The organism is Clostridium sp. FP1, assembly GCF_011065975.2.
Taxonomy (GTDB): Bacteria; Bacillota; Clostridia; order Clostridiales; family Clostridiaceae; genus Clostridium_AD; species Clostridium_AD tagluense.
Genome location: NZ_JAAMNJ020000001.1, coordinates 2,885,089 through 2,911,048 on the forward strand (window position 1 = coordinate 2,885,089; position 25,960 = coordinate 2,911,048).

General features: G+C 30.3%; 30 protein-coding genes, 1 tRNA gene and 1 pseudogene. 10 read left to right on the forward strand and 22 right to left on the reverse strand.

The window, feature by feature from the left end:
- Positions 1 to 117: 117 nt before the first annotated feature.
- The gene (locus tag G9F70_RS13900; protein ID WP_164943559.1) at positions 118 to 735 is read right to left on the reverse strand and encodes an acetate uptake transporter; all 618 of its coding nucleotides are present in this window, start codon (positions 733 to 735) and stop codon (positions 118 to 120) included.
- A 257-nt stretch (positions 736 to 992) separates the two neighbouring features.
- Between G9F70_RS13900 and G9F70_RS13905 the strand changes: the two genes are divergently transcribed.
- The gene (locus tag G9F70_RS13905) at positions 993 to 1,817 is read left to right on the forward strand and encodes an MBL fold metallo-hydrolase (protein ID WP_164943560.1); all 825 of its coding nucleotides are present in this window, start codon (positions 993 to 995) and stop codon (positions 1,815 to 1,817) included.
- A 352-nt stretch (positions 1,818 to 2,169) separates the two neighbouring features.
- Here the strand turns inward: G9F70_RS13905 and G9F70_RS13910 are convergent, their stop codons facing one another.
- A complete protein-coding gene (locus tag G9F70_RS13910; protein WP_164943561.1) occupies positions 2,170 to 2,373 on the reverse strand; it encodes a cold-shock protein in 204 nt (67 codons plus the stop codon).
- Positions 2,374 to 2,524: 151 nt separating this feature from the next.
- On the opposite strand from G9F70_RS13910, the gene G9F70_RS13915 reads away from it, so the two are divergent.
- Positions 2,525 to 3,019, forward strand: a complete 495-nt coding sequence (locus G9F70_RS13915; protein ID WP_164943562.1) for a LiaF transmembrane domain-containing protein — start codon at positions 2,525 to 2,527, stop codon at positions 3,017 to 3,019.
- Between the two features lie 103 nt (positions 3,020 to 3,122).
- On the opposite strand, the gene G9F70_RS13920 is transcribed toward G9F70_RS13915, so the two are convergent.
- Together G9F70_RS13920 and G9F70_RS13925 are read right to left on the reverse strand one after the other, a co-directional pair.
- Positions 3,123 to 3,197: transfer RNA gene (locus tag G9F70_RS13920), tRNA-Gln, on the reverse strand.
- A gap of 201 nt (positions 3,198 to 3,398) precedes the next feature.
- The gene (locus G9F70_RS13925) at positions 3,399 to 4,553 is read right to left on the reverse strand and encodes a stage II sporulation protein P (protein WP_164943563.1); all 1,155 of its coding nucleotides are present in this window, start codon (positions 4,551 to 4,553) and stop codon (positions 3,399 to 3,401) included.
- Between the two features lie 374 nt (positions 4,554 to 4,927).
- On the opposite strand from G9F70_RS13925, the gene G9F70_RS13930 reads away from it, so the two are divergent.
- Positions 4,928 to 5,749, forward strand: coding sequence for an EFR1 family ferrodoxin (locus tag G9F70_RS13930; protein ID WP_187352954.1), 822 nt, complete (start codon positions 4,928 to 4,930; stop codon positions 5,747 to 5,749).
- Between the two features lie 519 nt (positions 5,750 to 6,268).
- On the opposite strand, the gene G9F70_RS13935 is transcribed toward G9F70_RS13930, so the two are convergent.
- The 4 genes from G9F70_RS13935 to G9F70_RS13950 form a co-directional block, all read right to left on the reverse strand.
- Positions 6,269 to 6,625 (reverse strand): NifB/NifX family molybdenum-iron cluster-binding protein, encoded by a 357-nt coding sequence (locus tag G9F70_RS13935; RefSeq protein ID WP_164943565.1) that lies wholly within the window; start codon positions 6,623 to 6,625, stop codon positions 6,269 to 6,271.
- A gap of 39 nt (positions 6,626 to 6,664) precedes the next feature.
- Positions 6,665 to 7,492 (reverse strand): Mrp/NBP35 family ATP-binding protein, encoded by an 828-nt coding sequence (locus G9F70_RS13940; protein ID WP_164943566.1) that lies wholly within the window; start codon positions 7,490 to 7,492, stop codon positions 6,665 to 6,667.
- Between the two features lie 203 nt (positions 7,493 to 7,695).
- A complete protein-coding gene (locus G9F70_RS13945) occupies positions 7,696 to 8,130 on the reverse strand; it encodes a DUF134 domain-containing protein (protein ID WP_164943567.1) in 435 nt (144 codons plus the stop codon).
- A gap of 316 nt (positions 8,131 to 8,446) precedes the next feature.
- On the reverse strand, positions 8,447 to 8,692 hold the full coding sequence (locus tag G9F70_RS13950; protein WP_164943568.1) for a hypothetical protein: 246 nt from the start codon (positions 8,690 to 8,692) through the stop codon (positions 8,447 to 8,449).
- A gap of 130 nt (positions 8,693 to 8,822) precedes the next feature.
- On the opposite strand from G9F70_RS13950, the gene G9F70_RS13955 reads away from it, so the two are divergent.
- The gene (locus G9F70_RS13955) at positions 8,823 to 9,452 is read left to right on the forward strand and encodes a class I SAM-dependent methyltransferase (protein WP_164943569.1); all 630 of its coding nucleotides are present in this window, start codon (positions 8,823 to 8,825) and stop codon (positions 9,450 to 9,452) included.
- Positions 9,453 to 9,597: 145 nt separating this feature from the next.
- Here G9F70_RS13955 and G9F70_RS13960 read toward each other — a convergent pair whose 3' ends face one another.
- A complete protein-coding gene (locus G9F70_RS13960; RefSeq protein WP_164943916.1) occupies positions 9,598 to 10,275 on the reverse strand; it encodes an ABC transporter transmembrane domain-containing protein in 678 nt (225 codons plus the stop codon).
- A 160-nt stretch (positions 10,276 to 10,435) separates the two neighbouring features.
- A complete protein-coding gene (locus tag G9F70_RS13965; RefSeq protein WP_187352946.1) occupies positions 10,436 to 10,606 on the reverse strand; it encodes a hypothetical protein in 171 nt (56 codons plus the stop codon).
- Between the two features lie 602 nt (positions 10,607 to 11,208).
- On the opposite strand from G9F70_RS13965, the gene G9F70_RS13970 reads away from it, so the two are divergent.
- From G9F70_RS13970 to G9F70_RS13990, 5 genes are all read left to right on the forward strand, one after another.
- The gene (locus G9F70_RS13970; RefSeq protein ID WP_164943570.1) at positions 11,209 to 11,637 is read left to right on the forward strand and encodes a flavodoxin; all 429 of its coding nucleotides are present in this window, start codon (positions 11,209 to 11,211) and stop codon (positions 11,635 to 11,637) included.
- 62 nt (positions 11,638 to 11,699) lie between these two features.
- The gene (locus tag G9F70_RS13975; RefSeq protein WP_224617581.1) at positions 11,700 to 11,882 is read left to right on the forward strand and encodes a hypothetical protein; all 183 of its coding nucleotides are present in this window, start codon (positions 11,700 to 11,702) and stop codon (positions 11,880 to 11,882) included.
- A 16-nt stretch (positions 11,883 to 11,898) separates the two neighbouring features.
- Positions 11,899 to 12,009 carry a hypothetical protein gene (locus tag G9F70_RS13980; protein ID WP_224617857.1) on the forward strand — a complete coding sequence of 37 codons (111 nt, stop codon included), beginning with the start codon at positions 11,899 to 11,901 and terminating at the stop codon, positions 12,007 to 12,009.
- 8 nt (positions 12,010 to 12,017) lie between these two features.
- Complete coding sequence (locus G9F70_RS13985; protein WP_318010994.1) at positions 12,018 to 12,347, forward strand: DUF2325 domain-containing protein; 330 nt, start codon at positions 12,018 to 12,020, stop codon at positions 12,345 to 12,347.
- Between the two features lie 6 nt (positions 12,348 to 12,353).
- Positions 12,354 to 12,806, forward strand: coding sequence for a Fur family transcriptional regulator (locus tag G9F70_RS13990; protein WP_164943572.1), 453 nt, complete (start codon positions 12,354 to 12,356; stop codon positions 12,804 to 12,806).
- Positions 12,807 to 12,931: 125 nt separating this feature from the next.
- Here the strand turns inward: G9F70_RS13990 and G9F70_RS13995 are convergent, their stop codons facing one another.
- The 5 genes and pseudogenes from G9F70_RS13995 to G9F70_RS14015 form a co-directional block, all read right to left on the reverse strand.
- Complete coding sequence (locus tag G9F70_RS13995; protein WP_164943573.1) at positions 12,932 to 13,195, reverse strand: hypothetical protein; 264 nt, start codon at positions 13,193 to 13,195, stop codon at positions 12,932 to 12,934.
- 256 nt (positions 13,196 to 13,451) lie between these two features.
- Positions 13,452 to 15,818: a heavy metal translocating P-type ATPase gene (locus tag G9F70_RS14000; protein ID WP_187352947.1), complete on the reverse strand. Its 2,367-nt coding sequence runs from the start codon at positions 15,816 to 15,818 to the stop codon at positions 13,452 to 13,454.
- Positions 15,819 to 15,843: 25 nt separating this feature from the next.
- Positions 15,844 to 15,939: pseudogene (locus G9F70_RS27505) on the reverse strand (transcriptional regulator); the annotation flags it as partial.
- A 444-nt stretch (positions 15,940 to 16,383) separates the two neighbouring features.
- A complete protein-coding gene (locus G9F70_RS14010) occupies positions 16,384 to 17,871 on the reverse strand; it encodes a sensor histidine kinase (protein WP_164943575.1) in 1,488 nt (495 codons plus the stop codon).
- Positions 17,861 to 18,547 (reverse strand): response regulator transcription factor, encoded by a 687-nt coding sequence (locus G9F70_RS14015; protein WP_164943576.1) that lies wholly within the window; start codon positions 18,545 to 18,547, stop codon positions 17,861 to 17,863. The genes G9F70_RS14010 and G9F70_RS14015 overlap by 11 nt, the downstream gene beginning before the upstream one ends.
- 416 nt (positions 18,548 to 18,963) lie before the next feature.
- On the opposite strand from G9F70_RS14015, the gene G9F70_RS14020 reads away from it, so the two are divergent.
- Positions 18,964 to 19,176, forward strand: a complete 213-nt coding sequence (locus G9F70_RS14020; RefSeq protein WP_164943577.1) for a helix-turn-helix domain-containing protein — start codon at positions 18,964 to 18,966, stop codon at positions 19,174 to 19,176.
- A 132-nt stretch (positions 19,177 to 19,308) separates the two neighbouring features.
- Here the strand turns inward: G9F70_RS14020 and G9F70_RS27510 are convergent, their stop codons facing one another.
- The 7 genes from G9F70_RS27510 to rbsK all read right to left on the reverse strand — a co-directional run bounded on the left by G9F70_RS27510 (position 19,309) and on the right by rbsK (position 25,797).
- Complete coding sequence (locus tag G9F70_RS27510) at positions 19,309 to 19,698, reverse strand: CPBP family intramembrane glutamic endopeptidase (RefSeq protein WP_164943917.1); 390 nt, start codon at positions 19,696 to 19,698, stop codon at positions 19,309 to 19,311.
- Positions 19,699 to 19,742: 44 nt separating this feature from the next.
- The gene (locus G9F70_RS14030) at positions 19,743 to 20,741 is read right to left on the reverse strand and encodes a LacI family DNA-binding transcriptional regulator (protein ID WP_164943578.1); all 999 of its coding nucleotides are present in this window, start codon (positions 20,739 to 20,741) and stop codon (positions 19,743 to 19,745) included.
- A gap of 226 nt (positions 20,742 to 20,967) precedes the next feature.
- Complete coding sequence (gene rbsB / locus G9F70_RS14035) at positions 20,968 to 21,876, reverse strand: ribose ABC transporter substrate-binding protein RbsB (RefSeq protein ID WP_164943579.1); 909 nt, start codon at positions 21,874 to 21,876, stop codon at positions 20,968 to 20,970.
- A gap of 19 nt (positions 21,877 to 21,895) precedes the next feature.
- Complete coding sequence (locus G9F70_RS14040) at positions 21,896 to 22,825, reverse strand: ABC transporter permease subunit (protein WP_164943580.1); 930 nt, start codon at positions 22,823 to 22,825, stop codon at positions 21,896 to 21,898.
- A 39-nt stretch (positions 22,826 to 22,864) separates the two neighbouring features.
- On the reverse strand, positions 22,865 to 24,370 hold the full coding sequence (locus G9F70_RS14045) for a sugar ABC transporter ATP-binding protein (RefSeq protein ID WP_164943581.1): 1,506 nt from the start codon (positions 24,368 to 24,370) through the stop codon (positions 22,865 to 22,867).
- A gap of 39 nt (positions 24,371 to 24,409) precedes the next feature.
- Positions 24,410 to 24,805 carry a D-ribose pyranase gene (gene rbsD / locus G9F70_RS14050; RefSeq protein ID WP_125001796.1) on the reverse strand — a complete coding sequence of 132 codons (396 nt, stop codon included), beginning with the start codon at positions 24,803 to 24,805 and terminating at the stop codon, positions 24,410 to 24,412.
- Positions 24,806 to 24,861: 56 nt separating this feature from the next.
- The gene (gene rbsK, locus G9F70_RS14055; protein WP_164943582.1) at positions 24,862 to 25,797 is read right to left on the reverse strand and encodes a ribokinase; all 936 of its coding nucleotides are present in this window, start codon (positions 25,795 to 25,797) and stop codon (positions 24,862 to 24,864) included.
- Positions 25,798 to 25,960: the final 163 nt, after the last annotated feature.

Below are 25,960 nucleotides of genomic sequence, written 5' to 3' on the forward strand. Positions count from 1 at the left end.
AAATTCAATTATTTTCACTATTAATTGATAAAAATTAGTCATACTTTTGTCTTTTATTACATTTTCAACTTCTATAATTGCAATAATATTCATTTATTGCAATTATACTTTTGTTGACTATTTTTTAAATATACCAAAAGGTTTTCCAACTGGTAAAAACTTCTTGCCAAAATGAGCATTTAAAACCGCCGCTGCAGAACCATAAAAAGAAACTACCGCAATTAAGAGTTCAGAATACGCTGCCAGACTATGTGAAAATTCAGGCATAATTCCAAAAGTACTAAGCGATAACCCTATAAATAGAAAATCAATTAAAACAAAAATCGTAAATAGTACCTTATGAGTTTCTGTAGCGCCTATTGTCATAAACAATGAGAATATAAAATATCCTACATAAGCAAACCCTAATTGTTTTGGATCCACAGTTGATGCCAAAGCTTGACCAAATACACCTTCTTTAATTAACCAGGTGGCCGCAACTCCCATCCAAAAGAATGCAAAACCGCCAAAAGCTGTTGCTCCAAACACATTGTTACGTTTTGAATCATTTATACATGCAAATAGTTGAGCAAATCCTCCTAAGAATATAGCCCATGGAAGTATAAAAGATGTGCCTTCTGTAAGTCCAAGTTTTTGCGAAGATGCCACAAGCGTTACCATGGCAAGTCCAAATAGTCCTAATGCTGATGGATCCGCATTTGTTATTTTCACATTTTGTGTTTCATTTGTAAACATAATATTGCCTCCTTTTTATTTTCCTTAAATAATAATTCCTATAAAAAAATAACAGAAAACAATTGCCTTGTCAATTGTTTTGTAATGTTCTGTAGGTTTATTCTTTTTAATATTAAATCGCAGGGTACAAATTAAATTTTGCTACCTTATGTTATAATTCACTTATAGAAATTCTTTTATATAATTTATTTAAGCTTTACATAAAAGAGTATAATTATATAGTATAAACAAATATATTGAAAATTAAGAGGTATAAAATGAACTTTATTAAACTCCGTAAAATCACTGGATATATGTATGAACTACATCGTAGAAACTTTAAGTCTTACTTTAAACCTATGCTTATTCCCTCCTATGAACCTTTAGTAACAGATTCTGTCCATTGGGTAGGACATGCTACTGTGCTTATTAATTTAAATGGAGTGATTATAGTAACTGACCCTGTGACCTCAATAAATCTTGGTCAAATAAGACGATTAATAAAACCATCCTTAAACTTATCTTCAATTAATATTGATTATATACTGCTATCCCATGGTCATATGGACCACATGAATTATTCAACTCTAATGAAACTAAATAAAAGCGCAGTAGTTATTGCTCCTAAGAACTTAGATTTTCCTTTAAAAATTTTAGGATTTAAAAATAGAATACTTCTAAACCCAGATGAGGACTATAGTGCCAGCGGCATAAAAATAAAGGCTTTAAGAGCGAATCATGATGGTAGAAGATATCCTTGGGGCACTGCAGCTGATAGCAATTCTTATATAATTGAGAATAGCACAAAAAAGATTTTTTTTGCTGGGGATACAGCCTATACTGATGTATATAAAAATTTAATGGCAGATATTGCTATTATGCCTGTAGGATGTTATAAACCTGACGAGTTTCAAGAAATGCATTGTTCTCCTGAGCAAAGCTTTAAAATGTTTAAAATGACAAATTCTAAACTAATGATTCCAATTCATTATAAAACCTATATTTTGGCTCAAGACGATGATGATGTTACCTGCGATACACTAGAAAGAATAAATGACGGAAGCATAAAAATTATCGATATCGGTCAAACTGTAAAATTATAAAATTCAAATAAAATAAGCAGCTGTCCTAGAACTTTTAGATAGTTCTAGGACAGCTGCTTTTAAATAAATCTTGGATTTCATTTTAACTCATCTGATATAGAAATAATTCTTCTATATATACCCACGTTTGCAATTAGTTTTACAAAAAAATAATATCAAGAGATAAAATCATGTTATTAAATCATCACCTGCGGTGCTGCAATATTAACGACTTCAGAAGGAGATTTACCCCATTGTAGCGCTCTGGAGTAGGTAACGATTCTCAATTGTTATCCTCCCACTGAAGTTTTATTTTTGTTGTAGTATGTAACCCCCACTTATAGAGGTGGGAGACTTTCCTTCTGAAATGTCGTTAAAATTTTTGAACATTAATAGCTTGAGGTCCTTTAGGTGCATCAATTACATCAAATTGTACTTCTTCGCCCTCATGCAAATCCTTTCTTGGTCCTTGTTCCTTTATTGCTAAATGGTGAACAAATACATCCTCGCCTTCTTGAGCGGATATAAATCCATATCCTCTTTCAGCATCATACCACTTCACTATACCTGTTTTCATATAATTTCCTCCTTGTCCTTCTCTGAAATATAAAGGATTTAGTGTTTAAATATAGTATTAGCTATAAATGTTTAACTAATACTTTTAAATATGCATAAATTCTATATATAAACAATATAATTATGAATAGTAATTTAAAGAAGTGAAATACATGAAAAAACACAAGGCATTATTTGGTATTCTTTTGATTTTCTTAGGTTCAGTACTTCTAGCTGATCAAATATACGACATTGACTTTTTTAGTTTTTCAAACTTTTGGCCTCTTTTTATTCTAATTCCAGGTATTTTTTTAGAAATAAGTTTTTTCTCACTGAAAAAGGAACCTGCTATATTAGTTCTTGCTGGAATCTTAACCACTACAGGTTTATTATTTGTTTTTGAAACTTCAACAAACTGGAAATACTCCACTGAAACTTGGTCCATTTATACACTAGGCCTTGCTATTGGTTTGTTTCAGTATTATTTATTTTCCAAAAAAAATAATACCTTACTATTTTTTATATTTTTGCTAGCCTTTATATCTGTATTTTCTTTTGCAGTAAATTTTTTAGGAAACAATTATACTTGGCTTACTTATGGACTATTATTTCCTTGCACAATTATTGTACTAGGCATCTATGTGTTTTTAAAAAACATATTTAATTAAGAATAAATCATATAAAAAAATAATCCTAGCAAAATAAAATTTTGCTAGGATTATTTATATCCATCATTTAAAATATACTATTTTATATTAGACTTAAAATATTTGGCTAGGATGGCAGGATTCGAACCTGCGAATGCCAGAGTCAGAGTCTAGTGCCTTACCGCTTGGCTACACCCCAATGAAAAAAAAGAAATAACTGGTGACTCCTAGGGAAATTGAACCCTTGAGTCGTTAAATTGCTTTTTATAACTTTCTGTAATCTACTATAACATAGATGCACTATCTTTGCAAGCCTATATCATTTTATAATATTGTAAATTACAAATCTCTGATATTCCCTACACTCATCAACTTGTTTGTTTTGTCATAAATAAATTATTTACTTTTTGCCATTTAGTTGTTCTGCAATAATTCTTGCTAAATACTTACCAGTATTTTTCACTTCCCCAATATCATTAGTATATGTTCCTACTTCAATCAATACAGCATTATCACTTCTATTCTGATTATAAAAACCTATCCCCCATTGATAAACCCATATTGGGTTGTCTCTTACAAGATTTGGGTATAATTTATTTGATATTCCTATCATAGAATTTATTAATTTCTTCTGCTTTACATATTTAGGGTTTTTATCTGTTACTACAAACATAAATTGGGCAACAGTTTCACCATTTATTTTAGTGTTTATTCCATTCTTATCCTCTACACTATCTCTATGTAAATCTATAATTAAATCGAATTTTTCATATTCCTTTAAGTACTTATCTAAAGTAACTCCAGATTTTTTATAAGCATTATTATAATCGCCTTTATCATGCACAGTCTTATCATGTATGACTGCAATTCCATATTTATTTTCTAGCTCCCCAGATATTACATCGCCTACAGCACATACACTTCTTGTTGGATCCAAACTATTGGTAGTTTTAAATGTTTCCTTGTCTGTGGTGCGATAAGCTTCGCAAGTATGAGTGTGATATATAAGCACCCGTGGTTTGGCTTTATTTAGAGTTTCTTTCAAGGCAGGATTATATAGACCTGTTGATATATCAAAACCGTCACTTTTAGATTCAGCTTTAATTACCTGCTTGTCTTCTAATTTAAAAGGGTTACTACTAAACTTTTCTGTATTATTTTCTGCATTGTCGACATAATTCACTTCAGGGCTAATTTCATTTTTATCCAAATATGCAATTTCTTTTACTACGATTGATATAGGATTCGAAATCTCTATTCCCAAAAATGATAAAGCTGCTATTTTCATGCTATTTTCACTGTTAATAGACTGCTCTTCTTTGTTTGAGCACTTAATTACGGATAATACATTATTAATAACATTAACATAAAAATAATTTCGATATTTTCCTTCATTGTTTGCCTTAACACTTTTAGGTAAAATCATGCCTAATAAAAAAATAATGAGTAATGTGAAAATACTTAAAAACATTCTTGCATTACTATCTTTTTTAACAGCCTGTTTTGAAAAAATCATTTTTTCATTTAGTATATTATTCTTACATTTATAACTCATCTTTATCCCTCCGTTTATAAAATGTATATGAGGGAAGATATAAAGTTATTACTAGTTATAATTGTCTATCTCCCAATAAAGTACAAGCAGTTTTAGCTGGATGACACAGAGCAATTTAAATTGCATGAATGATATGCACGAGTAGACAAGGTATAGAAGCTATTTTTAGGTGAATCAATTACTTATACTTGAAATTCATGTTATAATTGATATATAAACAAACTATAATATAGTCCGCAATTATGAAATATTACAATTGAATAAGAGGAAGATATAAAATAATAGTTCCTATCATTCTTATACTACATTTCATAATTATCTGAAAAAATTTATGACTTGTCATAAATAGACAAGCCACTGATTAAGGAGGAGTTATTGTGATTAAAAAAATTAATACAATGTATTTTAGTGCTACAGATACAACTAAAAAAGTGGTATATAATATAGGAAAGAAATTTTCCCAAAATATTAATAAAGAAATATCTATAAATAATATTGATTTTACATTACCTGAAGCTCGAAAAAAAATAGTATCATTTACAAAGCAGGATGTCCTTATTATAGGAATTCCTGTTTATGCAGGAAGAGTTCCTAATATATTATTAAAATATTTAAACTCTATTACCGGTAATGGTGCATTAGCAATTCCCGTAGTTGTATATGGAAACAGAAATTATGATGATGCATTAATAGAACTGAAAGATATACTTGAACTAAATGGTTTTAAAGTTATTGGAGGGGGTGCATTTATAGGAGAACATGCATTTTCTAAAACTCTTGCTAAAAATAGACCTGATGAAGAAGATATGGATATTGCACGCGACTTTGCAAATCAATTATATACAAAAATAATAACTCAAGATAAATTTCAAACTGTAGTTATAAATGGAAACACGCCTTATAGAAAACACTACATTCCTACAAATAAAGATGGTATTGCTGTTGATATTAGAAAAGTTACTCCAAAAACAACTAACAATTGTAATGATTGTAAACTTTGTGTAACTATATGTCCTATGGGTTCCATTGATTTTCGTGATGTATCTAAATTAAATGGAATTTGTATTAAATGTGGAGCTTGTATTAAAAAATGCCCAATGAATGCAAAGTATTATGATGATGAGGATTATTTGCGACATAAGCATGAATTAGAAGTTAATTTTACTTATCGAAAACAACCAGAATTATTTCTATAGAAGAGTAGGCATGAACTACTGTTCCCCTAAATGGATAGTGGCTTTACGCTTAAGTTTATAAATAGTATTAAAAAATTTTCATACACTTCCCTTTTCACTAATCTTTAAATTAGCACCTATACTAAAATATTTATTTTTATTGGCTTATGCTATAAATCATATACGTAATACTATATTTTGTCAATATGTTTTGTGTTTTTTTCTATAGTTACACATATAGCCCTTTAATAAGTTCTGTTAAAAAAGAAGAACTGCTCCCTATTATTTATTTTACATCTACAGAATGACTATCTAAATATTTTATGACTCCGCAAAACTGTAGCAGAATGCTTAATAATATATATTAAGATTAAAAATGATTGTATATCTGAATTTACTTTCTAATTTTTAAGTGCACATCCGCAATTGCAACCTGTGTTTCAAAAAATATTAAGAATAATAATGAGTAAATATCTAAGTTCCCTTTTAATAAAAAATGGGAACTCAATATAGAGTTTCCCACTTATAATATCATACTATTTATTGGTGATGATGTTCACCATGATGATTACAAACTACATCTTTATCTTCTAAGGTTCCATTAATATATTCCTCAATGACACTTTTATATTCCCCTGATGCTCCCTTTATTACTTTAAGGCCATTCTGTTGTAAGCCGCTAATTGCACCTCCACCAATTCCTCCAGTAATAACTACTGTAGCCCCCTGTGCTGCAAGTAAATCTGCTAAGCCTTTATGCTGATGTGCAAACTCCACTGAAGATATTTCTTCAATACTTACAATTTTCTTGTCTTCTATAGTTGCAATTACAAAACTTTCACTCATTCCAAAATGTTGATTTACCATAATGCCCTTATTAGGTATTGCTATTTTCATATTTTTTTCCTCCATTTTTATATTTGATATGTCTATTTTTTATTTTTTTATATTATTAATAATTTTACTTATAATATTTTCAACTATTTCTGTTAATTCAGCATTTAGTTTGTATTCACCTTTGTTAGAAATATTAACAATTTCTCTACACATTGGAATTTCACCAAGCAAATCTAGTTGATTTTTATTTAAAAATTCCTCTATATTAGCTGATTCAAAGATTCGTATTTTATCGTTGCATTCTGGACAAATAATATAACTCATATTCTCTATTAAACCTATTATATCTATATTAAGCTTGTGAGCCATATTTACTGCTTTCCCAACAATCATTGACACTAAATCCTGTGGTGTTGAAACCATTACTATTCCTGTAATTGGTATTGATTGCATTACAGTTAGTGCAACATCTCCTGTGCCAGGAGGCATATCTATAATTAAATAATCAAGCTCTCCCCATATAACGTCGGTCCAAAATTGCTTAACAACTCCAGAAACTGCCGGTCCTCTCCAAATAACTGGATCCTCTTCATTTTCCACAAGAAAATTCATTGAAATAACATCAATACCCCCTGTGGTTCTAACAGGTACAATACCAGATTCATTCATTACAGGTTTCACATCTTTAATACCTAAGAGCCTTGGTATACTTGGGCCTGTAATATCTGAATCCATAAGACCCACCTTATAGCCTTTTTTATTAAGTTCATGTGCAATAAGGGCAGATATTGTTGATTTACCTACACCACCTTTACCACTCATGACTCCGATAATATTTTTAACTTTATTTAATGGATTATTTTCTATGTTACAGGTGTCTTTATTATCACACTCACCATTTGATGGACAACTTTCGCACTCAGCCATAACTATCACCTCATATTTTTATTTGTCATATGCCTGTATTTTTTAATGCACTGTATATTTTATTTTTAGCATAGGCTATTAAAATATTACCTCTTATTAAGAGGTATGTCAAACATTGTTTTTTACATTGTAACATCTTTAATCAAAAAAAAGATAAAAACCCTGAGAATTTATTCTTAGGGTTTTAGATTATTAAGTACAATTTATTCCTTACACCATTTTTTGCAAAACTTAGCTTTTTTACCGCAAATAACATTACCTGAACCACAATCAGGGCAAATATGCTTGTCTTGTTCAACATTTATTTCATATGTGTTGGCACAATTAGAACATTTGAATTTACAAAATGTTGTTCTGTAGTTACCACCACTTATTCTTATAGCCTTTCCTTCTGTTAGAGCAATAGCTATTTTTTTCCTTGCAGTATCTATAATATTTTGAAAAGTTTGTCTTGATACTTGCATTCTTTCTCCACACTCTTCTTGATTTAGTTCTTCAATATCTTTAAGCCTCATTGCCTCAAGTTCTTCTACTTTTAAAACTATTTCCTCAATCTCACATTTAGGCTTACCCCAGGGAACAAAATATGTGTCATCCGGGAAAAACTCTACTCTTCTAAATTTTATTGGTCTTGGCATTTTAACTCCTCCTGCATCTACTACATATTCCTATAAACCTATATATCAATTATACTATCACATTTATCACATTTAAACTTAATATGCAGGTATTTTCCACTAAATATTTTTATTTACCTTTGCTCATCTGCTTCCGTTAAATGAGTTCTCCCCATGATACCATAAATCGGTAGCCCTGTCCGCTTAATAATGGTCTCTAAAGTATTGACTACCCCTATATGAGAACATCATAAAACAACAAATAAACCACTTTCACCATTTACTACTAACACTATCTCATCACAAAAATTATCTAAAATATAATTTTCATCTTGTTTTATTTGAAATCTTTTATTTGGTAATTCAAAATCATTATTTCTTTTAAAATTAGTAAATATAATGCACCACATCCATGGCATAATTTTTGGAAGGGTAAAATTTCATTATTGACTTTTTCAAGAGCATTAATGTTAATCAGCTTACTCCATTTAACTACACCCTTTTCAAGAAAAACAATGATTTCTTTTATTGAAGCAACAACACTGCCAATAGCAACACGCTGTATTTCATCACCGCTGTCCATTCCTAGGAGTATATTTAGTTCTTCTAGACACAAAGGCAATGAAATATTGTATTATGGTCATAAATAGTTTATACTATAATTGATTTGATATTGATTATCATTATCTAATTAAATAGAAAGGTGGAACATTATGAGTGAACTTGCAAAAAGATTAAATCAATGTAAAAAACCAGCTGGTGTGTTAGGAAAAGTTATAGCGGAAGGCATGAATATAGGACACTTTGAATTGACTAGTTGGGGATTAGAAAAAATAAATATTAAAAACAAGGATGTTATACTGGATATAGGTTGTGGTGGTGGTAGAACAATAAATAGAATGGCATCAATAGCAACAGAGGGCAAAATTTTCGGTATAGATTATTCATTAGATTGTGTGAAATGGTCAAAAGATTATAATACACAACTTGTAAAAACCAACAGAGTTGAAATTTTTCATGCTAGTGTAGAAAAAATTCCATTTGAAAATAATAAATTTGATGTTATATCGGCAGTAGAAACTATTTATTTCTGGCCTAATCTTATTGAAAGTTTTAAAGAGGTTAAAAGAATATTAAAGCCATCAGGAAAATTTATTATAATATGTGAAATGTATTCTAGTGAAAACTTTAAAGAAAGAAATGATAAATTGATTGCACTATCAGATATGAAAATACATACCCCTAAAGAATTAAAAGGATTATTAGAAAAAGCTGGATTCAATAATATAACAATAGACTTAATGGAAGAAAGAAATTGGTTATGCTGTATATGCGAAAAGTAGAGCTATTATCTGTATAAGTCAATAATACAACCATCCTTCGTTATTCAGATGTTTAACGTATTTTTAAATATCTACTATGTTAACTTTAAAAGCAAAAATATGCGATTACTTACTCATCGCTATTTTTGCTTTTTATGGGTAGATTTTAAAGCTGCTCACAAGTAAATTCGCGCACATTGTGTCCGCCAACAAAAATTGTTCCCTTAGTTGTATCGTAAAATCTCGCAATTAAGTTACCTTTCATATAAAAATAACATCCAAAGGGTAATACAGCTACCAAAACACCAGGCCATATCGAATAGGCCATAGACATGAAAAGTTGAACACTCCTCATCCAATTAACTGCATAACCGGCATTATAATTTACTGATTTCGGATATCTCTCATAGGAATTTGCTGATGGGTTAAAAGCTTTAATCACTTCTATACCATTTATATATTCAACAACCGTTTTATTCATTTCATTTCCTGCGTTCATCAGTCCCATAAAATGTTCCTCATAGCCTCTCCTCATACCCAAATAACATAGGAAACCTACTGGCAATGTAATTAAGGAAACCAATGCCATTTTCCAATCAAGAACAAACAAATATGCAATAATGACAATTGGAACTACTATGTTTGATGTCATTTCTGGAATGATATGGGCTAATGTACTTTCTAGACTTGCCACTCTATCTATGATGGTGCTTTTCAATCTGCTAGATGGTGTTTCCAGTATATATCCCATAGGAACTCTGGATAATTTCGAGACCAATTTAAGTCGAATCTCTTTTAATGTTGCGAATGTCGCTTTATGAGAAACCGAGGTAGATAAATTCATAAATAGAACTTTAAAAATAAATCCTCCAGCTGCCCCTATGAGGCTTTGCAAATTCCCTAATCCTTGAAAAAGGACTTTCTATTTTATTTTTTTCCATATTTGAAACCACACTCCTATTATAAAACAAATTTTTCAATGCTCTCTATATTAAATTTAACGTTTATACATCTAAAATGGCTTTTCCGTTAGTTCCCACATCACAAGGTAATACTTTTGACCATTTTCTAAAAATAGAAGCTCCACCTCCTGCATATGGCAAGCAAAAAAGACGAATCTTATCATCTTTTTCTGGATCATCAAAAAAGTGTGTATGAATTTTACTGTATTCCATAACGATCTCCTTTATTTCAAGATAAAAGCTTGATATCTTTTTCTAATAAGCATTATATTCTACATATATATCCTGATTGTCAATGATTTTCTTTATCAGTTGATATTGTTTTTTCATTCCCTTGTTTTTCTTTTAATAAGCTTCGATGGTAAATTTTAAGTGTTCATTAGTATTCAAACAATTTCTTTTTTTGTATTAACTTCTGGCAACAAGAGAAACAGAACAGATATTTTTGAATGCAGATTTAAATATTTAAGGCCAGTTCAGTATGATTGAGTAAATTTTTCATAGGATTTCCTTAATATTTTTAAAAAAGATAGTAATAATTTTAAAAAATCCCTAACTTAAATATATTATAATGTAGTTGATAACGATAATCAATATCATCACAACGGGAGTATATAAACTAAATCTAAAAATGCAATTAAAATTATAGTAATAATTTTTTCTAGGCTTTAATATTTTAAGTAAATCAAAGAAATTAAAATAGTTCTTTATCATCATGAATACAGTAACAAAATTTTTATAGCTTAAAAACACTTAATTCTAAAAGGTGTTGATATTTATAGAACAATAGGAATATAAATGAGGAGGAAATTAATTTGAAAAATGTAGTAATTATTTATTGGAGTGGAACAGGAAATACTGAGGCTATGGCAGAATGGATTATGGAAGGCGCAAAAAATGAAGATTCAAAGGTTAAATTACTTAATGTGGGTGACGCAAAAGTAGAGGACGTAATAAATGCAAATGTAATAGCTTTTGGATGCCCATCTATGGGCGCAGAGCAGCTTGAGGAATCAGAAATGGAACCGTTTATTGAGTCGATTGCTAGTGTAGTAAGTGGCAAAAATATTGTTTTATTTGGTTCTTATGGATGGGGCAATGGAGAATGGATGACAGATTGGCAAGAAAGAATGGAAAAATATGGTGCGAATGTTATAGTAGATGGACTTATAATTAATAACGATGCTGACAAAGAAGGTATCGAAAAATGTAAGGAAATAGGTGCGTTGTTATCCACAAAATAAAAATATTTTTAATATAAAATCGATAGTATTAATACTATCGTGAAATTAATGGAGGATGTTTTATGGGAATAGTAGAATTAAATAAATTTTTAAAAATTGTAAATAATTACGATGATTTGGAATATTTATATTCAATAATAATACGTAATGCAGGGCCAACTATCAAAAAGCATAAGACATCCTCTTTAATTAATTTTAGTAATAGTAATAGAAACTCAAGTAGGTTATTGGAAGGTATATCATGATATTGAAAAAGCAGAAATTACTTTTAATAAATATAATGAAATTAAATCTACCATCATGAACTTAATGATGAAAGGAATGAAACCGACAGACCTATTAAATAAATACCAAAGCCTAGCATATGAATAATAATAAAAATGAATATCATAATATGTATAAAAGGAAGTGAAACTATGGGAATATTACTCATAGGTGGAGATAATCTTGGCAGTATTACAAAAAATCTAATAAAGAATGGATTTAACGACATAGAACATATAACTGGTAGAAAAAATGATGCTAAAAATTTCAGAATACCTCGAAATATAGATTTAGTAATGGTTCTGGTAGACTTTGTAGGTCACCAATTAACAACGGTCGTTAAAGAAGAATCAAGGAAAGCTAATGTGAAAGTTGCATTCTCTAAACGTTCATGGACACATATGGAAAAAGAAATACAAAAGTACATTAAGGAGATAGAGGTTTAATATAAAATGATTAATAAAAATAAAGACATTGAATATATTGGAAACCAATTGATACGTGAAGGATATAAACATACTTACCAAAGATATCTAATAATAAAGGTAATTTTTGAAAATGATATGCTTATGAATGTTAATCAAATTTATAGTAAAGTCAAAAACGAAAACATAGGTGTTAGCACCATCTATAGGAATATTATAATTTTAGAAGAAGCTGGTATTTTAAAAAGGATAAATATCGCTAATACTAACTATTACAAGTTAGAGAAAATAGGTAACAATAAGTTTCACATACATGCTGAATGTATTAAATGTAATAAAATAATAGATATAAGCGAAGGCGAAATATCAGAAATTTCAAATGTTTTAATAAAAGAATTAAATAAAAAACAAAAAATCACAGTTATAAGTACTAGTGTTGTATTATCCGGAATTTGCGAAGAATGTAAGCTAAAACTCTAAATTCAATGTTGAATATTTTTCACCTTATTTATGAGCAAAAACATAATTTAACTATTTACTTTCGCTAAATCATTAAATTTACATACATTTACACATGCCCCGCCTCCTATTATACCAAATATTTCTTAGTTGCCTTTTATAACCATTGACGTGCATACGCTTCGTAGCAACGCCCCTCCTTGTCCAATAATAAAAGCATGACAAACTTTTTTATCTTCCATAAGTTCGTTTTTTATAATAGTAAGTAATTCCAATTCCATTAAATTCAAATAAAGATTTCTCCCCATTTCCACCACTTCAATAAATTCCATAGTTTGCGTCCCGTTTTGTAGAACATAAGCGATTAGTTTAGATAGCTCATTACTTTCATTTTTTTTAATTCTTACCATCCAGGGTAAGAACACCACATTCAAAACTAAGTAGGCCTAAAATTAATTTTATTAAAGTAGTTATTTCTTCTAAGCAATGCATAGATGCTTTAATGGGAGGCATTTAAAACAATATATATTCCATTCCAAATCGATTTTCTAAATGATTCTCTTCTTGAAGTATAAGCCTATAAATAGAATTAAGGATAAAATATTTAAAAGACTCATTCTACATTCACACCCATAAATAATATGCGGCTAAAAAGCCGCATATTATTTATTTTATTTCACCAACTTTTATAACTCTCATAGAATTTAATACTGCAATTACAGTAACCCCCACATCTGCAAAAACTGCTTCCCATATTGTTGCTATTCCAATGGCTGCAAGTGCTAAGAATATAAGTTTAACTCCCATTGCAAAAATTATATTCTGCCAAACAATTCTTCTTGTTCTTTTTGCTATTTTAATTGCGGAAACTATTTTTGATGGTTCATCAGTCATTATAACAATATCTGCTGCTTCAATGGCAGCATCTGAGCCTAATCCTCCCATAGCAATTCCTATATCTGCCCTTGCAAGAACTGGTGCATCATTTATACCATCACCAACAAAAATTAGGTTTCCTTTTGATCTTTTTTCTTTGTCAAGCATCTCCAATTCCTCAACCTTTTGAACTGGAAGTAGTTCCGCATGGAACTCATCAAGTCCCAATTGCTCTGAAATCTTACTTGCTATTGACTTATTATCACCAGTAAGCATTACAGTCTTTTTAACACCAATCTGCTTTAATCCTTTTATGGCCTCTCTAGAATCTTCTTTTAGTTCATCTGATATAATGATATATCCAGCATATTTTTTATCAATAGCCACATGAACTACGGTTCCAGCCACCTCAACATATTTGAAAACAATATTTTCTTTATTCATTAGTTTTATATTACCTGCTAAAACTTCTTTTCCTTTAACATTTACCTTTATACCGTGACCTGATATTTCATCATAGTTTTCGATTTCATTTTTGTTAACTTCTTTGCCATACTCTTTTATTATTGAAGCTGCAATTGGATGATTAGAATAACTTTCAGCATATGCAGTATATTCTAATAAGCCATCTTTAACAAAACTGTTTTGTGCATTTATTTCAGTAACCTTGAATACTCCTTTTGTTAGTGTACCAGTCTTGTCAAATACTACTATGTCAACATTATTAAGTGCTTCAAGATAGTTACTACCTTTAATTAATATACCGTTCTTTGATGCTGCACCAATACCCCCAAAGAATCCAAGTGGGATTGAAATAACCAATGCACATGGACAAGATATAACTAGAAACGCTAATGCTCTATATATGGATTCTGAAAACGTAATACCTTGCATTACTAAAGGCGGAATAACTGCCAATAAAACTGCAACGATAACTACTCCTGGAGTATAATATCTTGCGAACTTTGTTATAAACTTCTCTGTTGGGGCCTTCTTACTACTTGCATTTTGAACTAACTCCAATATCTTTGTAACAGTAGATTCTCCAAATTCCTTTGTAACTTCTATTGTTAAAAGCCCGTTCTTATTGATAGATCCGCTTAAAACTTCATTTGGGGCTTCTACGCTACGGGGTACGGATTCACCTGTTAATGCAGAGGTATCAAGCATTGATTTACCTTCCACTACCTTACCGTCAAGTGGAACTTTTTCCCCTGGTTTAACTACAATGAGGTCTCCTACTTTAACATCACCCGGAGATACTCGTTGTAAATCATTTCTTACCTTTAAGTTAGCATAATCAGGTCTTATATCCATAAGAGCAGAAATAGATTTTCTTGAATTATTTACTGCTATACCCTGAATGAATTCTCCAACTTGATAGAACAACATTACTGCTACACCTTCTGGAAACTGTTTAATAGAAAATGCACCAATAGTCGCTATACTCATTAAGAAGTTTTCATCAAAAACTTCACCTCTTAAAATGTTCCTAAATGCTCTTAATAGCACTTCTCCACCAACTAAAATATAACTGATGAAAAACAAAGTAAATTCAACTGTAGTCGAAAATTTAAATACCATAGCAGCACCAAAAATTGCAGCACCAATGCTTAATCTTATAAGTTCTTTTCTATTCTTCTCTCCTTCGCCAGGGCTATTATCAACTTGTTCTTTCTTTTCATCCTCTGTTACGACTTTTACATCTGGTTCAATCTTTTTAACAATAACCTTTACTTCTTCAATGATGCTAGGTAATTCATCTTTGTTATTAACTTCTATAAATAATTTCTTTGAAACGAAATCTACTGAGGCTGATTTTACTCCACTAATATCTTGTACATTTGTTTCAATCTTTACTGCACAATTAGCACAGCAAAGCCCCATTAAAATTACTACTTTCTTTTCAGACTTTTGAATCATCTTTTCACGTACAACAACATCAGGTTCAATCTTTTTAACAATAACCTTTACTTCTTCAATGATGCCAGGTAATCCATCTTTGCTATTAACCTCTAAAAATAATTTCTTTGAAACGAAATCTACTGAGGCTGATTTCACTCCACTAATATTTTTTACCTTTGTTTCAATCTTTACTGTACAATTTGCACAATCTAAACCATCCAAGATAAGTTCTGTTTTTATATTTGAGCTCATTTGCACCACTCCCGAATAAATTATTTTATTTTTCATTAATGTGTTGTAATCCCTGATTAAATATTTGTTTAATATGGTCATCATCTAATGAATAGTAGACAACTTTACCTTCTTGACTATATCCTCATGTATTATTGTACAATTGCAGCTTTCTATATTATCAAAAGGTTTTTCCATTGTATCACCTCTCCTCTCCGTTACTATATGTAATCATTTGTTCTTATGTTCATATGTTTGTATGTTCATATATAGTATATTACCAAATTTTTTTTAAGTCAAGTTATTCCCGCAGGAAAAAATAAAGCCATAGTTATTATTTGTATGAAAAATCATAATCACACCTTGCAACTAATTAAATAAAAAACCTACCTAAACCAAATAGTTAAGCCATGCTCTCATCGCCTTATTGCTTTAATCCTTGCCTTCGCCACCAAAAAAAGAGAATGTAGCTAGATTTATTTACACAAATCTAGCTACATTCTCTTTTTCATACCGTCTTTATATTACTATTATATTGCCAAAAGTTTATGCATTTCACACCATAGGAGCTATAATTACAGCCACATTATTGTTTTGTTAAAATAAAATAGAATTTAACTCCCATTTCTGTATTTTCGACTCCGCAGCTACCACCATGAAGTAAGATTATATTTTTAACTATGGAAAGACCTAGACCTGTGCCTCCAAGTTTTCTAGTCCTTGATTTATCGATTTTGTAGAAGTTATCCCATATCTTACTCGTTTCTGAAAGATCAATTTTGTTTCCACTATTTTCTACTTCAACACAAATAGTATCTTCTCTATTTATCATGGTTACTGTTATAGAACCACCCTCCTGCGTATGTCTTATTGCATTGGTCATATAATTTGTTATTACCTGTTCTATTCTGTTCCAATCTGCATTGACTTTTATATCTTCAATAAAACTTAATTCTAGTTTAATTTGTTTTTCATTAAATAGGGAGGAAAATTTCTTAGTAACTGATTTTACTAGTTCATGAAGAATGAATTCCTCTTTAGTCAATTTAAAATTTCCTGATTCTAATTGAGATAAATCCAACATATCTGATACTAAACTGTTCATTTTCCTAGATTCATCCATAATTACATCAATGAAATATTGTTTTTCTTCCCCTTCTAAAACATCATCATTTAAAGCTAATGTATACCCTTCTATAAGGGTAATAGGTGTTTTAAGCTCATGAGAAACCGCTGCTACAAAGTCTTTTCTCATCTCTGTTAATTTTTTTTCTTTTTCAATATCCTTTTCTAATTGTCTATTAGCATCTGTAAGTGAGGTTAATGCTTCATTTAAATTCTCTGATAGAAGATTAAGTGAAGTAGCTAAAGCACCTATTTCATCTTCACTTTTAACCTCACATTTTTCTGTAAAATCAAGCTTTGCCATTTTAGAAGCCGTTTTGGTTATTTTTATAAGTGGCTTTGCAATCATGTTTGAGTAAAAGAAAGAAAGAAGTAGAATTGTAATTAGGGCCCCTATATAAAAATACAAATAAAATTCCTTTATAACTTGGACTGCTTCATTTACTGGCTGTAGTGAAGAAAAAGCACACACAGTTTCATCTTTCTTTTCATCATATAATATACCTGCTACACTTTTAGGCATATCGGGGTTTTGCTGCGTAATAAAAATAAAGGGTTTTCCCTCATCTTTAAATTTAGTAATACCACCCTGATTTTCTATTTCAGATGACATTATTTGGTTCATGATTCTAACTTTTATGGAGTCTTTTCTTACATCAGCTGTTTTTGCAAGATATTTCAAATTTCCTAATCTATCTCGTATAATTATTTTATAATTATTCGCTTCTTCAAAAGAACTAATTAGGTTAACCTCATCTTCATTTTTTTGGAGCAGACTATATTGACTTTTGAATTTAACAAGGTTAATTTCAAGATTGTCTATTTTCCATTTTTTATAAAACTGCTCAAAAAACTGGGACTGAACTATCAAATTAGTAGTTATGAAAATCACAAAAACTATAGAGGTTATGGCGAAAAGCTTTCTAGTAATGCTCTTTTTACTTTTCATTTTTCACCTCGAATTTATATCCAGCACCTCTTATAGTTGCTATAAGGTAAGATTTTTCACCTAGCTTTTCTCTTAATCTTTTTATAACAGTATCAACTGTTCTTAAATCTCCAAAGTAGTCAATACCCCATAGCGCATCTAATATTTTTTCTCTACTTAATACGATTCTTTTATTAAGTATAAAATAATTCAGTAGTTCAAATTCCTTTGGGGATAAATTAATCTCAACATTGTCTACAGAAACCTCATGGCTTAAATTATCAACTACAAGGCCATCAAAGCTATCTCCTTCATTGAGAATAACCTCAGTACTATGCGTCCGTCTAATAATGGCTTTTACTTTAGCAACTAATAGCTTTGGAACAAAAGGCTTAGTGATATAATGATCTGTGCCGAGTTCAAACCCTAATAATTCATCATCTTCTTCAGATTTGGCTGTGAGCATTATAACAGGAATATTGGAGGTTTTCCTTATTTCCTTGCAGACGTCCCAACCATCCATAATAGGCATCATTACATCTAAAATAATCAAATCCACTTTATTTTTATTGAATATATCTACAGCTTCACTTCCATTTTCAGCTTGTAAAATAGTATATTTCTCTTTTCTTAAATAAATTGAAACAAGATTTCTAATTCTTTCTTCATCATCTACTATTAAAATGGTTTCATTCATATAATTTTTCTCCTTTATTAAAAGCTTTTCACAAATCAGCTCTATCTCTAAATTTAAATGTTAATTTCTAACTATATTTTATATTATATAATAACACCCGCAATAATCATAATTTATTATATTTATCTAACATAAAATCAAAATAAAAATTTCCTCTGCAAAAGGGGATTCGCAGAGGAAGTACGAATTAGTATATTTAATGTTTATCCTATAAATATATAATAGAGTTATATCATGGCACTTAAGTGGCAGATATGTTAATATTTTATGAACGGCAATTTTAAAATTACCATTTTGTTGGCTTACCTCTGTTTTTAACAAAAATACTAAAATTTAACCTAGCTTTTGTTTATATTCGTAGTATAATTAAGTTGTACAATTTAATATGATATATATAAATAAAAGGAGGTTTTTATATGCTTAATGGCGCTAAGATTAGAGAATTAAGACTTAATAAATCTTTAACAAGCAGAGATATATCAACTTTATCAAAAAATTTAAATGTACATGTATCTCAGACATATTTAGAAGAACTGGAACGAGGAAGTAAAAAAAATCCATCATTTAATATAATTGAAACCATTGCAACTATCTTAGGTGTTAATATAGACGAGCTTCGTATAAATTAAAATAACTTCAAAAGGCCAATTAACTGAATTTAGTTAATTGGCCAATCTTTTTCTCATTAAATAAAAAGTTTTATTCTTAATATTTATATTCATACATAAATAACACCTCCAAACATTATATTTTGTAGCAAATCAGACTATTCCAAACATCCTTAATCCAATTATAATAATTGCACTATCTGCAAGAATGTGCACTAGCCATGAGTTAATAAAATTTTTAGATCGCGTATCAAGCCAGTTAAATATAAATCCTATGCTAATTAGTCCTATTAATGCTAACCCAACAAGTCCACTATTAAACCATGTCTTAAAAATTGCAATATGATATACCCCAAATAGAAGTGAAGAATATATGTAAGCGAATTTTTTCGATTTAAGTTCATAAGATTTAAGAAGATAAAACCCCCTAAAAAAATATTCCTCTAAAAAAGAGTTTCCAAATGTTATATACAATCCAACATAAATAAAACTTGAAGCAGTAATTTTAGAAAATATTGTATTATATTTCCAAGGAAATATAATACAATATTCATTCCAAAATTGCTTGGATTGTCTTTAATAAAAATTTATGTAGTTCCTCTAATAATAAGCTCTGTTTTAAAGTAAACTTGTTTTTCAGTAAGTAGCTCTCCATTTATTACATCTATTAAGATACTGCAAGCTTTTTTTCCCATCATATATATAGGCTGTGATATTGTTGTAAGTTCTGGCTCAATAATTTCTGATATATGAATATTGTCAAAGCCAATAATTGAAATATCTCGTGGAATTTTATAGTCATTTCGGAGTAAAATTTTCATTCCTCCTAGTGCCATCATATCGTTACTATAAAAAATGGCATCTAAATCGTGAAAACAACTTATTATTTTTTTTGTAGCTATAATACCACCTTCAACATTAAAGTCTCCTTCAAATATATACTTTTCATCATATATTCCATAATTTTTCATTGCATCGATATATCCTTCTAATCTTTGCTTGGATATTTCTATATCCTCTCTCCCCTTTACAAAAACTATTTTACGGTTTCCCTTTTCATATAAGTATTGAACACCATCTATTACCCCCTGCTTATTTAAGCAAAAAACTCCGTAATCATCCTTATATCCTTCAATATATCTATCAACTAATACAAAAGGAACATTGTTGTTCTTTAGTATGGTTATACTTTCGTTACTTTTACCGCCTGACATAAAAATAATGCCATCTATAAGTTTACTTATAAGAAGTTCAATATATTTTTGTTCCTTCTCTATGTCATTATCAGTGTTGCATATTATCAAATTATATTCTAACCTCTCTGCCTTATCCTCAATAGCTCTTACCATTTCTGAGAAAAACGGATTTGTAATATCTGGAAGTATAATTCCTATAGTACCAGATTTCTTAGTGCTAAGGCTTCTAGCTATGGAATTGGGAATATAGCTCATTTCCTTAGCAATTTTTAATATTCTTTTTCTGGTTACCTCGCTTATACTAGCATCCTTTTTGTTCATAACCATTGAAACTGTAGCCTTTGAAACTCCGGCCATTTCTGCTATATCCTTCATTGTAACATTATTCATAATTTTCCTCCGATTTTAAGTGAATAGTGATTAGTAATCTAACATTTAATGTTAGCATTCCATGCTATTAATCTATTTAAAAACTATTTTTAAATTTTAGTTAATAAATAAAATTATACCAAAATATACCTTGTATTGAAACAGATTGTAAAATTATAACCCAGAGGACACTCCCCTGGGTTATAATTTTATATATTTTATTATTGAGGAAATAATATTTTAATTACTATTTTTTTATAAGCTGAAGTTCTACTGGAATTTCTTTTGCAACTGTTTCCCCTTTTGCAATTTTAATAGCATTTTCTACTGCAACTGATCCCATTAAATCAGGTTTTTGTGCTATAGTAGCTGCCAGTTCTCCACTTGCAACAGCTGCTTTTGCATCAGCATTACCATCAAAACCTACAATAATCACTTTTTTATTTGCAGCCTTAGCTGCTTTTGCAGCTCCTAGTGCCATTTCATCATTATGTGCAAATATTGCATCAAAAGCAGGAGTGGCTTGAATTATATTTTCAGTAACGTTTAATCCCTTTTGTCTATCAAAATCTGCTGCTTGACTAGAAACAACTTTAACTCCATCTTTTTTATCTACTATATTATGGAATCCTTTACCCCTATCTCTTGTAGCAGAGGCTCCTGGAATACCTTGTAATTCTACTAGGTTCCCTTTACCATTTAATTTTTCTAGTATAAATTCTGCTGCCATCTCTCCACCTTTTACATTATCAGATGCAACGTGACAAGTAACTTCTCCACCACTCGCTTTTCTATCTACAGTTATAACTTTTATTTTATTATCGTTTGCAACCTTTATTGAGTTTGCAACTGCATCACTGTCTGTTGGATTTATGATTAAAGTCACTATGCCTTGTTGAACTAAATCTTCCACATTAGATCTTTCCTTTGCAGCATCATTTTGGGAGTCAAGAACTACAATTTCATACCCGAGTTCCTTAGCCTTCTTTTCTGCTCCTTCTTTCATTGATACAAAGAATGGGTTATTAAGAGTTGATACCACCATTCCAATTTTCTTTCCACCCTCAGCAGCTTTTTTTGTGCCACAACCAGCAAACGTTCCCATAATTAGTAGGGTTGATAATGCCATTGATAATAATTTCGTTCTTTTTTTCATTTGAATCATCCTCCATTTTTTATTTATTCTTTTTTTCAGCCATTACGGCAAGTAGAATAACTAAGCCCTTAACTATTGCTTGATAAAAAGGTGATACGTTCATAAGATTCAATCCATTATTAAGTACACCTATTATTAATGCTCCTATTATTGTACCAACTACACTTCCTTCTCCACCAGCTAAACTAGTACCACCGAGTACTACGGCTGAGATGGCATCTAATTCAAAACCTACTCCAGCATTTGGAGAAGCGGAACCTATTCTACTAGTAACAATTATTCCACTTAAGGCAGCTGCTCCACCACAAATAACATATACAAGTGTTTTAATTTTATCTGTATTAATGCCTGATAATCTTGCTGAGTCTTCATTTCCACCTAATGCATAAAGATATCTACCATATCTAGTCTGACTTAAAATATAAAATGCTATACCAAATACTATAATGGTTAATATTACTGGAATTGGTAGTCCTAAAAGCATTTTATTACCTATGCCAGAAAAACTTTGGCCTAGTCCTGATATAGGAGTCCCATTTGTGTATACATAAGTTACACCTCTGAAGATAGTCATTGTAGCTAGTGTAACTATGAAAGCTTGTATTCTTCCTTTAGAAATAAGGATACCATTTATAAGCCCTATAGCGCAGCCAATAGCTAAAGCTACAATTATTGCTAAATATACGTTTCCTGTGGACTTTATTATGCTTGCGGCAGCAGCACCACTCACTGCAAGTATAGACCCTACGGATAAATCAATTCCTCCCGTAAGAATTACAAAGGACATTCCTATAGCTATAACTGCATTTACTGAAACTTGAGTAAATACATTTTTAAGATTTGGTATTGTTAAGAACCTAGGTGTAATAAATGAAATAACTATACATAATATCAAAAGACCTATTAGTGATTTATATTTTAAAACCATATTCTTCAAATTATTTTTCACAATATAAACTCCTTCCTCTGTGAGGGCTCTATTTAAACGTTAATCTGTTATGCCCACCGCATATTTCATTATTGCTTCTTGCGTTGCTTCTTTCCGAGATAGCTCACCAGATATTTCTCCTTCGTGCATGATTAATACTCTATCACATATTCCAAGTATTTCAGGCATATCAGAGGATATCATAATAATTGCTTTGCCCATAGCCTTTAGTTCATTTAAAACATCATAGATTTCCTTCTTAGCGCCTACATCTATTCCTCTAGTTGGTTCATCTATGATTAATACTTTAGGTGCAAGCATGAGCCATTTAGCTAATATAACCTTTTGCTGATTTCCACCACTTAAATTTTTAATTAATTGCTGGGCACTAGGCGTTTTTATAGAAAGCTTTTTTATATATTCTTGGACTTCTTTACCTTCTTCTACTTTATTTATACGTTTAGCTCCATTTTCATATTTTTTAAGATTAGCTAAGGTCATATTGCTTGCAACTGACATACCCAGAATAAGACCTTCTTTTTTTCTATCTTCTGAAAGATAGCAAATTCCATTTTTAATAGCATCTTTAGGTGAACAAATATTAACTTCGCAGCCATCAACAAATATTCTACCTGAAGATTTTTTATATTCTCCAAATATAGTTTTTGCCGTTTCTGTCCTACCTGAACCCATAAGTCCTGAGATTCCTAGAATTTCACCACTCTTTGCTTCAAAACTAACATTGCGAACCTTTTTAGCAAAGCACAAGTTCTCAACTTTAAGAATAGCTTGCCCCTTAGATGATTCCTTATATGGAAACTGTTCTTCTAGTTTTCTACCAACCATCATTGATATTAAATCTTCTTTAGTAATGTCTTTTGTCTTAACCTCGCCAATATATTTACCATCTCTTAGAACTGTTATCCTATCACAGATTTGAAATATTTCATCCATTCTATGAGAGATGTATACAATACACATGTTTTTACTTTTAAGATTGTTAATTACTTTAAAAAGATTATCTGTTTCAACATCAGTTAATGCAGTTGTAGGTTCATCCATTATTATTATTTTCGAGTTTTTGGAAAGAGCCTTTGCTATTTCTATTAGCTGCATTTCACCTACATTTAAATCTTTAACCAAAGTATCCACATCAATAGTGAACCCAATATCTTTAAGTAAAATTTCTGATTTTTCTTTTAGCTCTTTTTTATTTATTCTTCTTGTGATTCCACTAAATCCTTCATTTCCTAAAAATATATTTTCCCATATACTTAAATTAGAAAGAAGACTTAGTTCTTGATGAATAATCCCAATTCCATGTTTCTCCGCATCTTTTATACCTTTTAGATCTACTTCAGAACCTCCAATAATAATACTTCCTGTATCTTTATTATAGACTCCACTTAAAATTTTCATTAAAGTAGATTTTCCTGCCCCATTCTCTCCAAGTAGAGCAAGAACTTCTCCACTGTACGCTTCTATTTTAACATCTTCAAGAGCTTTTACTCCCGGAAAGTATTTTGAAACATTTTTCATCTGAAGTAGAGGCTGCATGTTATTCATTGAATCTCCTCCTCAAAACTTACTTATATTGAACTATAGTTAGAATACAACTCCTGATTTTAGTATTACATTTGCATAGGGTGTTTGTTCACCTGTTCTTACTACTGCTTTACACTCTTTTAACTGAGATTTTAGTTCTTCGTGAGTTATAAATGTAATTTTTACATCTCCAACTGCTATTTTTATATCATTAAATAATTGAGGACTAACTTCAAAGGTCTCTTTAGCAACTATTACTTCCTCTATCTGAAGTTCTGTTAGTATAGATGTTAAAGTTTCAAGAAAGCCTGGTATATTTTTAATTAATGCAATATCTATTCTTTTAGTTCCATCTGGTATTGGTAGACCGCAGTCCCCTATAGCTAAGGTATCAGTGTGTCCCATTTTAGATATTACTTCAGATATTTGTGAATTTAGTAATGCAGTTTTTCTCATGACTATACCTCCTTCTTGTAATTCCTTGATGCATAATTATACGGGAAGTCCAATTATTAATTGTACACTTCACCGTAAATATCTATTACCTCTTTATAGCTTGGTATTGAGGGTTGTGCTCCTGATCTTTGAACTACTATTGAAGAAACTTTATTAGCAAAAACTATAGCCTTTTTAAGATTTTCATAGTTTAATTCTTCAGACCCTAATTTACTTGCTACTGCCCCAATAAAACTATCACCTGCAGCCGTTGTATCAATAGCATTAACCAAAATTGCTGGAATTAATTCTGCCTTTTCTTTAGTTATTAATGCTGCACCTTTTGAACCTAGAGTTATTATTACGTAATTCACTCCCATTTTTATGAAATTTGCAGCAGCTTTTTTAGCACTTTCTAAGTCTTCAACTAAAATTCCTGTAAGTTCACAGGCTTCTGTTTCATTAGGAATTATTATATCTGTACATTTCAATAAATTCTCATCTATTTTTTTTGCTGGAGCTGGGTTTAGTATTGTTATAATTCCTTGAGATCTTGCATAATTGAAAGCAGCGATTGTAATCTCACTAGGCGTTTCAAATTGTGCTACTATTGCATCACAAGCCTTTATAATTGAATAGCTTTGCTTTATCTCATCTATATTAATACTCATATTAGCACCAGCTACTACAACTATTGAATTATTACCTTCACAGTTAACATTAATTATAGCTGTGCCCGTAGTTTCTTTATTATCTTTAAAAACGTAGTCGGTATTTATGCCATCGTTTTCAAGCTTGCCAACCAAAAATTCACCATTGCTATCTAAGCCAACCTTGCCTATCATGTAAACTTCTGAACCCATCCGTCTAGAAGCAACTGCTTGATTTGCTCCTTTTCCTCCAGGCATAGTTGTTAAACTTTTTGCAAAAATAGTTTCACCAATCTTAGGCATGTTTTCTACTTTTAATACTATATCTAGATTTAGACTTCCAAGTATGCATATTTTACTCATATACTACATCACCTCTTATTTACTTAACCGATTAACTGAACCGGTTAAACATATTGTATACGTTTAAATAATCTTTGTCAATAACTAATTCATTTTTTTTATTTCAATTGTTAAAGTTAAAATAACCACCTTAAATAAATTCATCCAATATGGATAGTTTTTA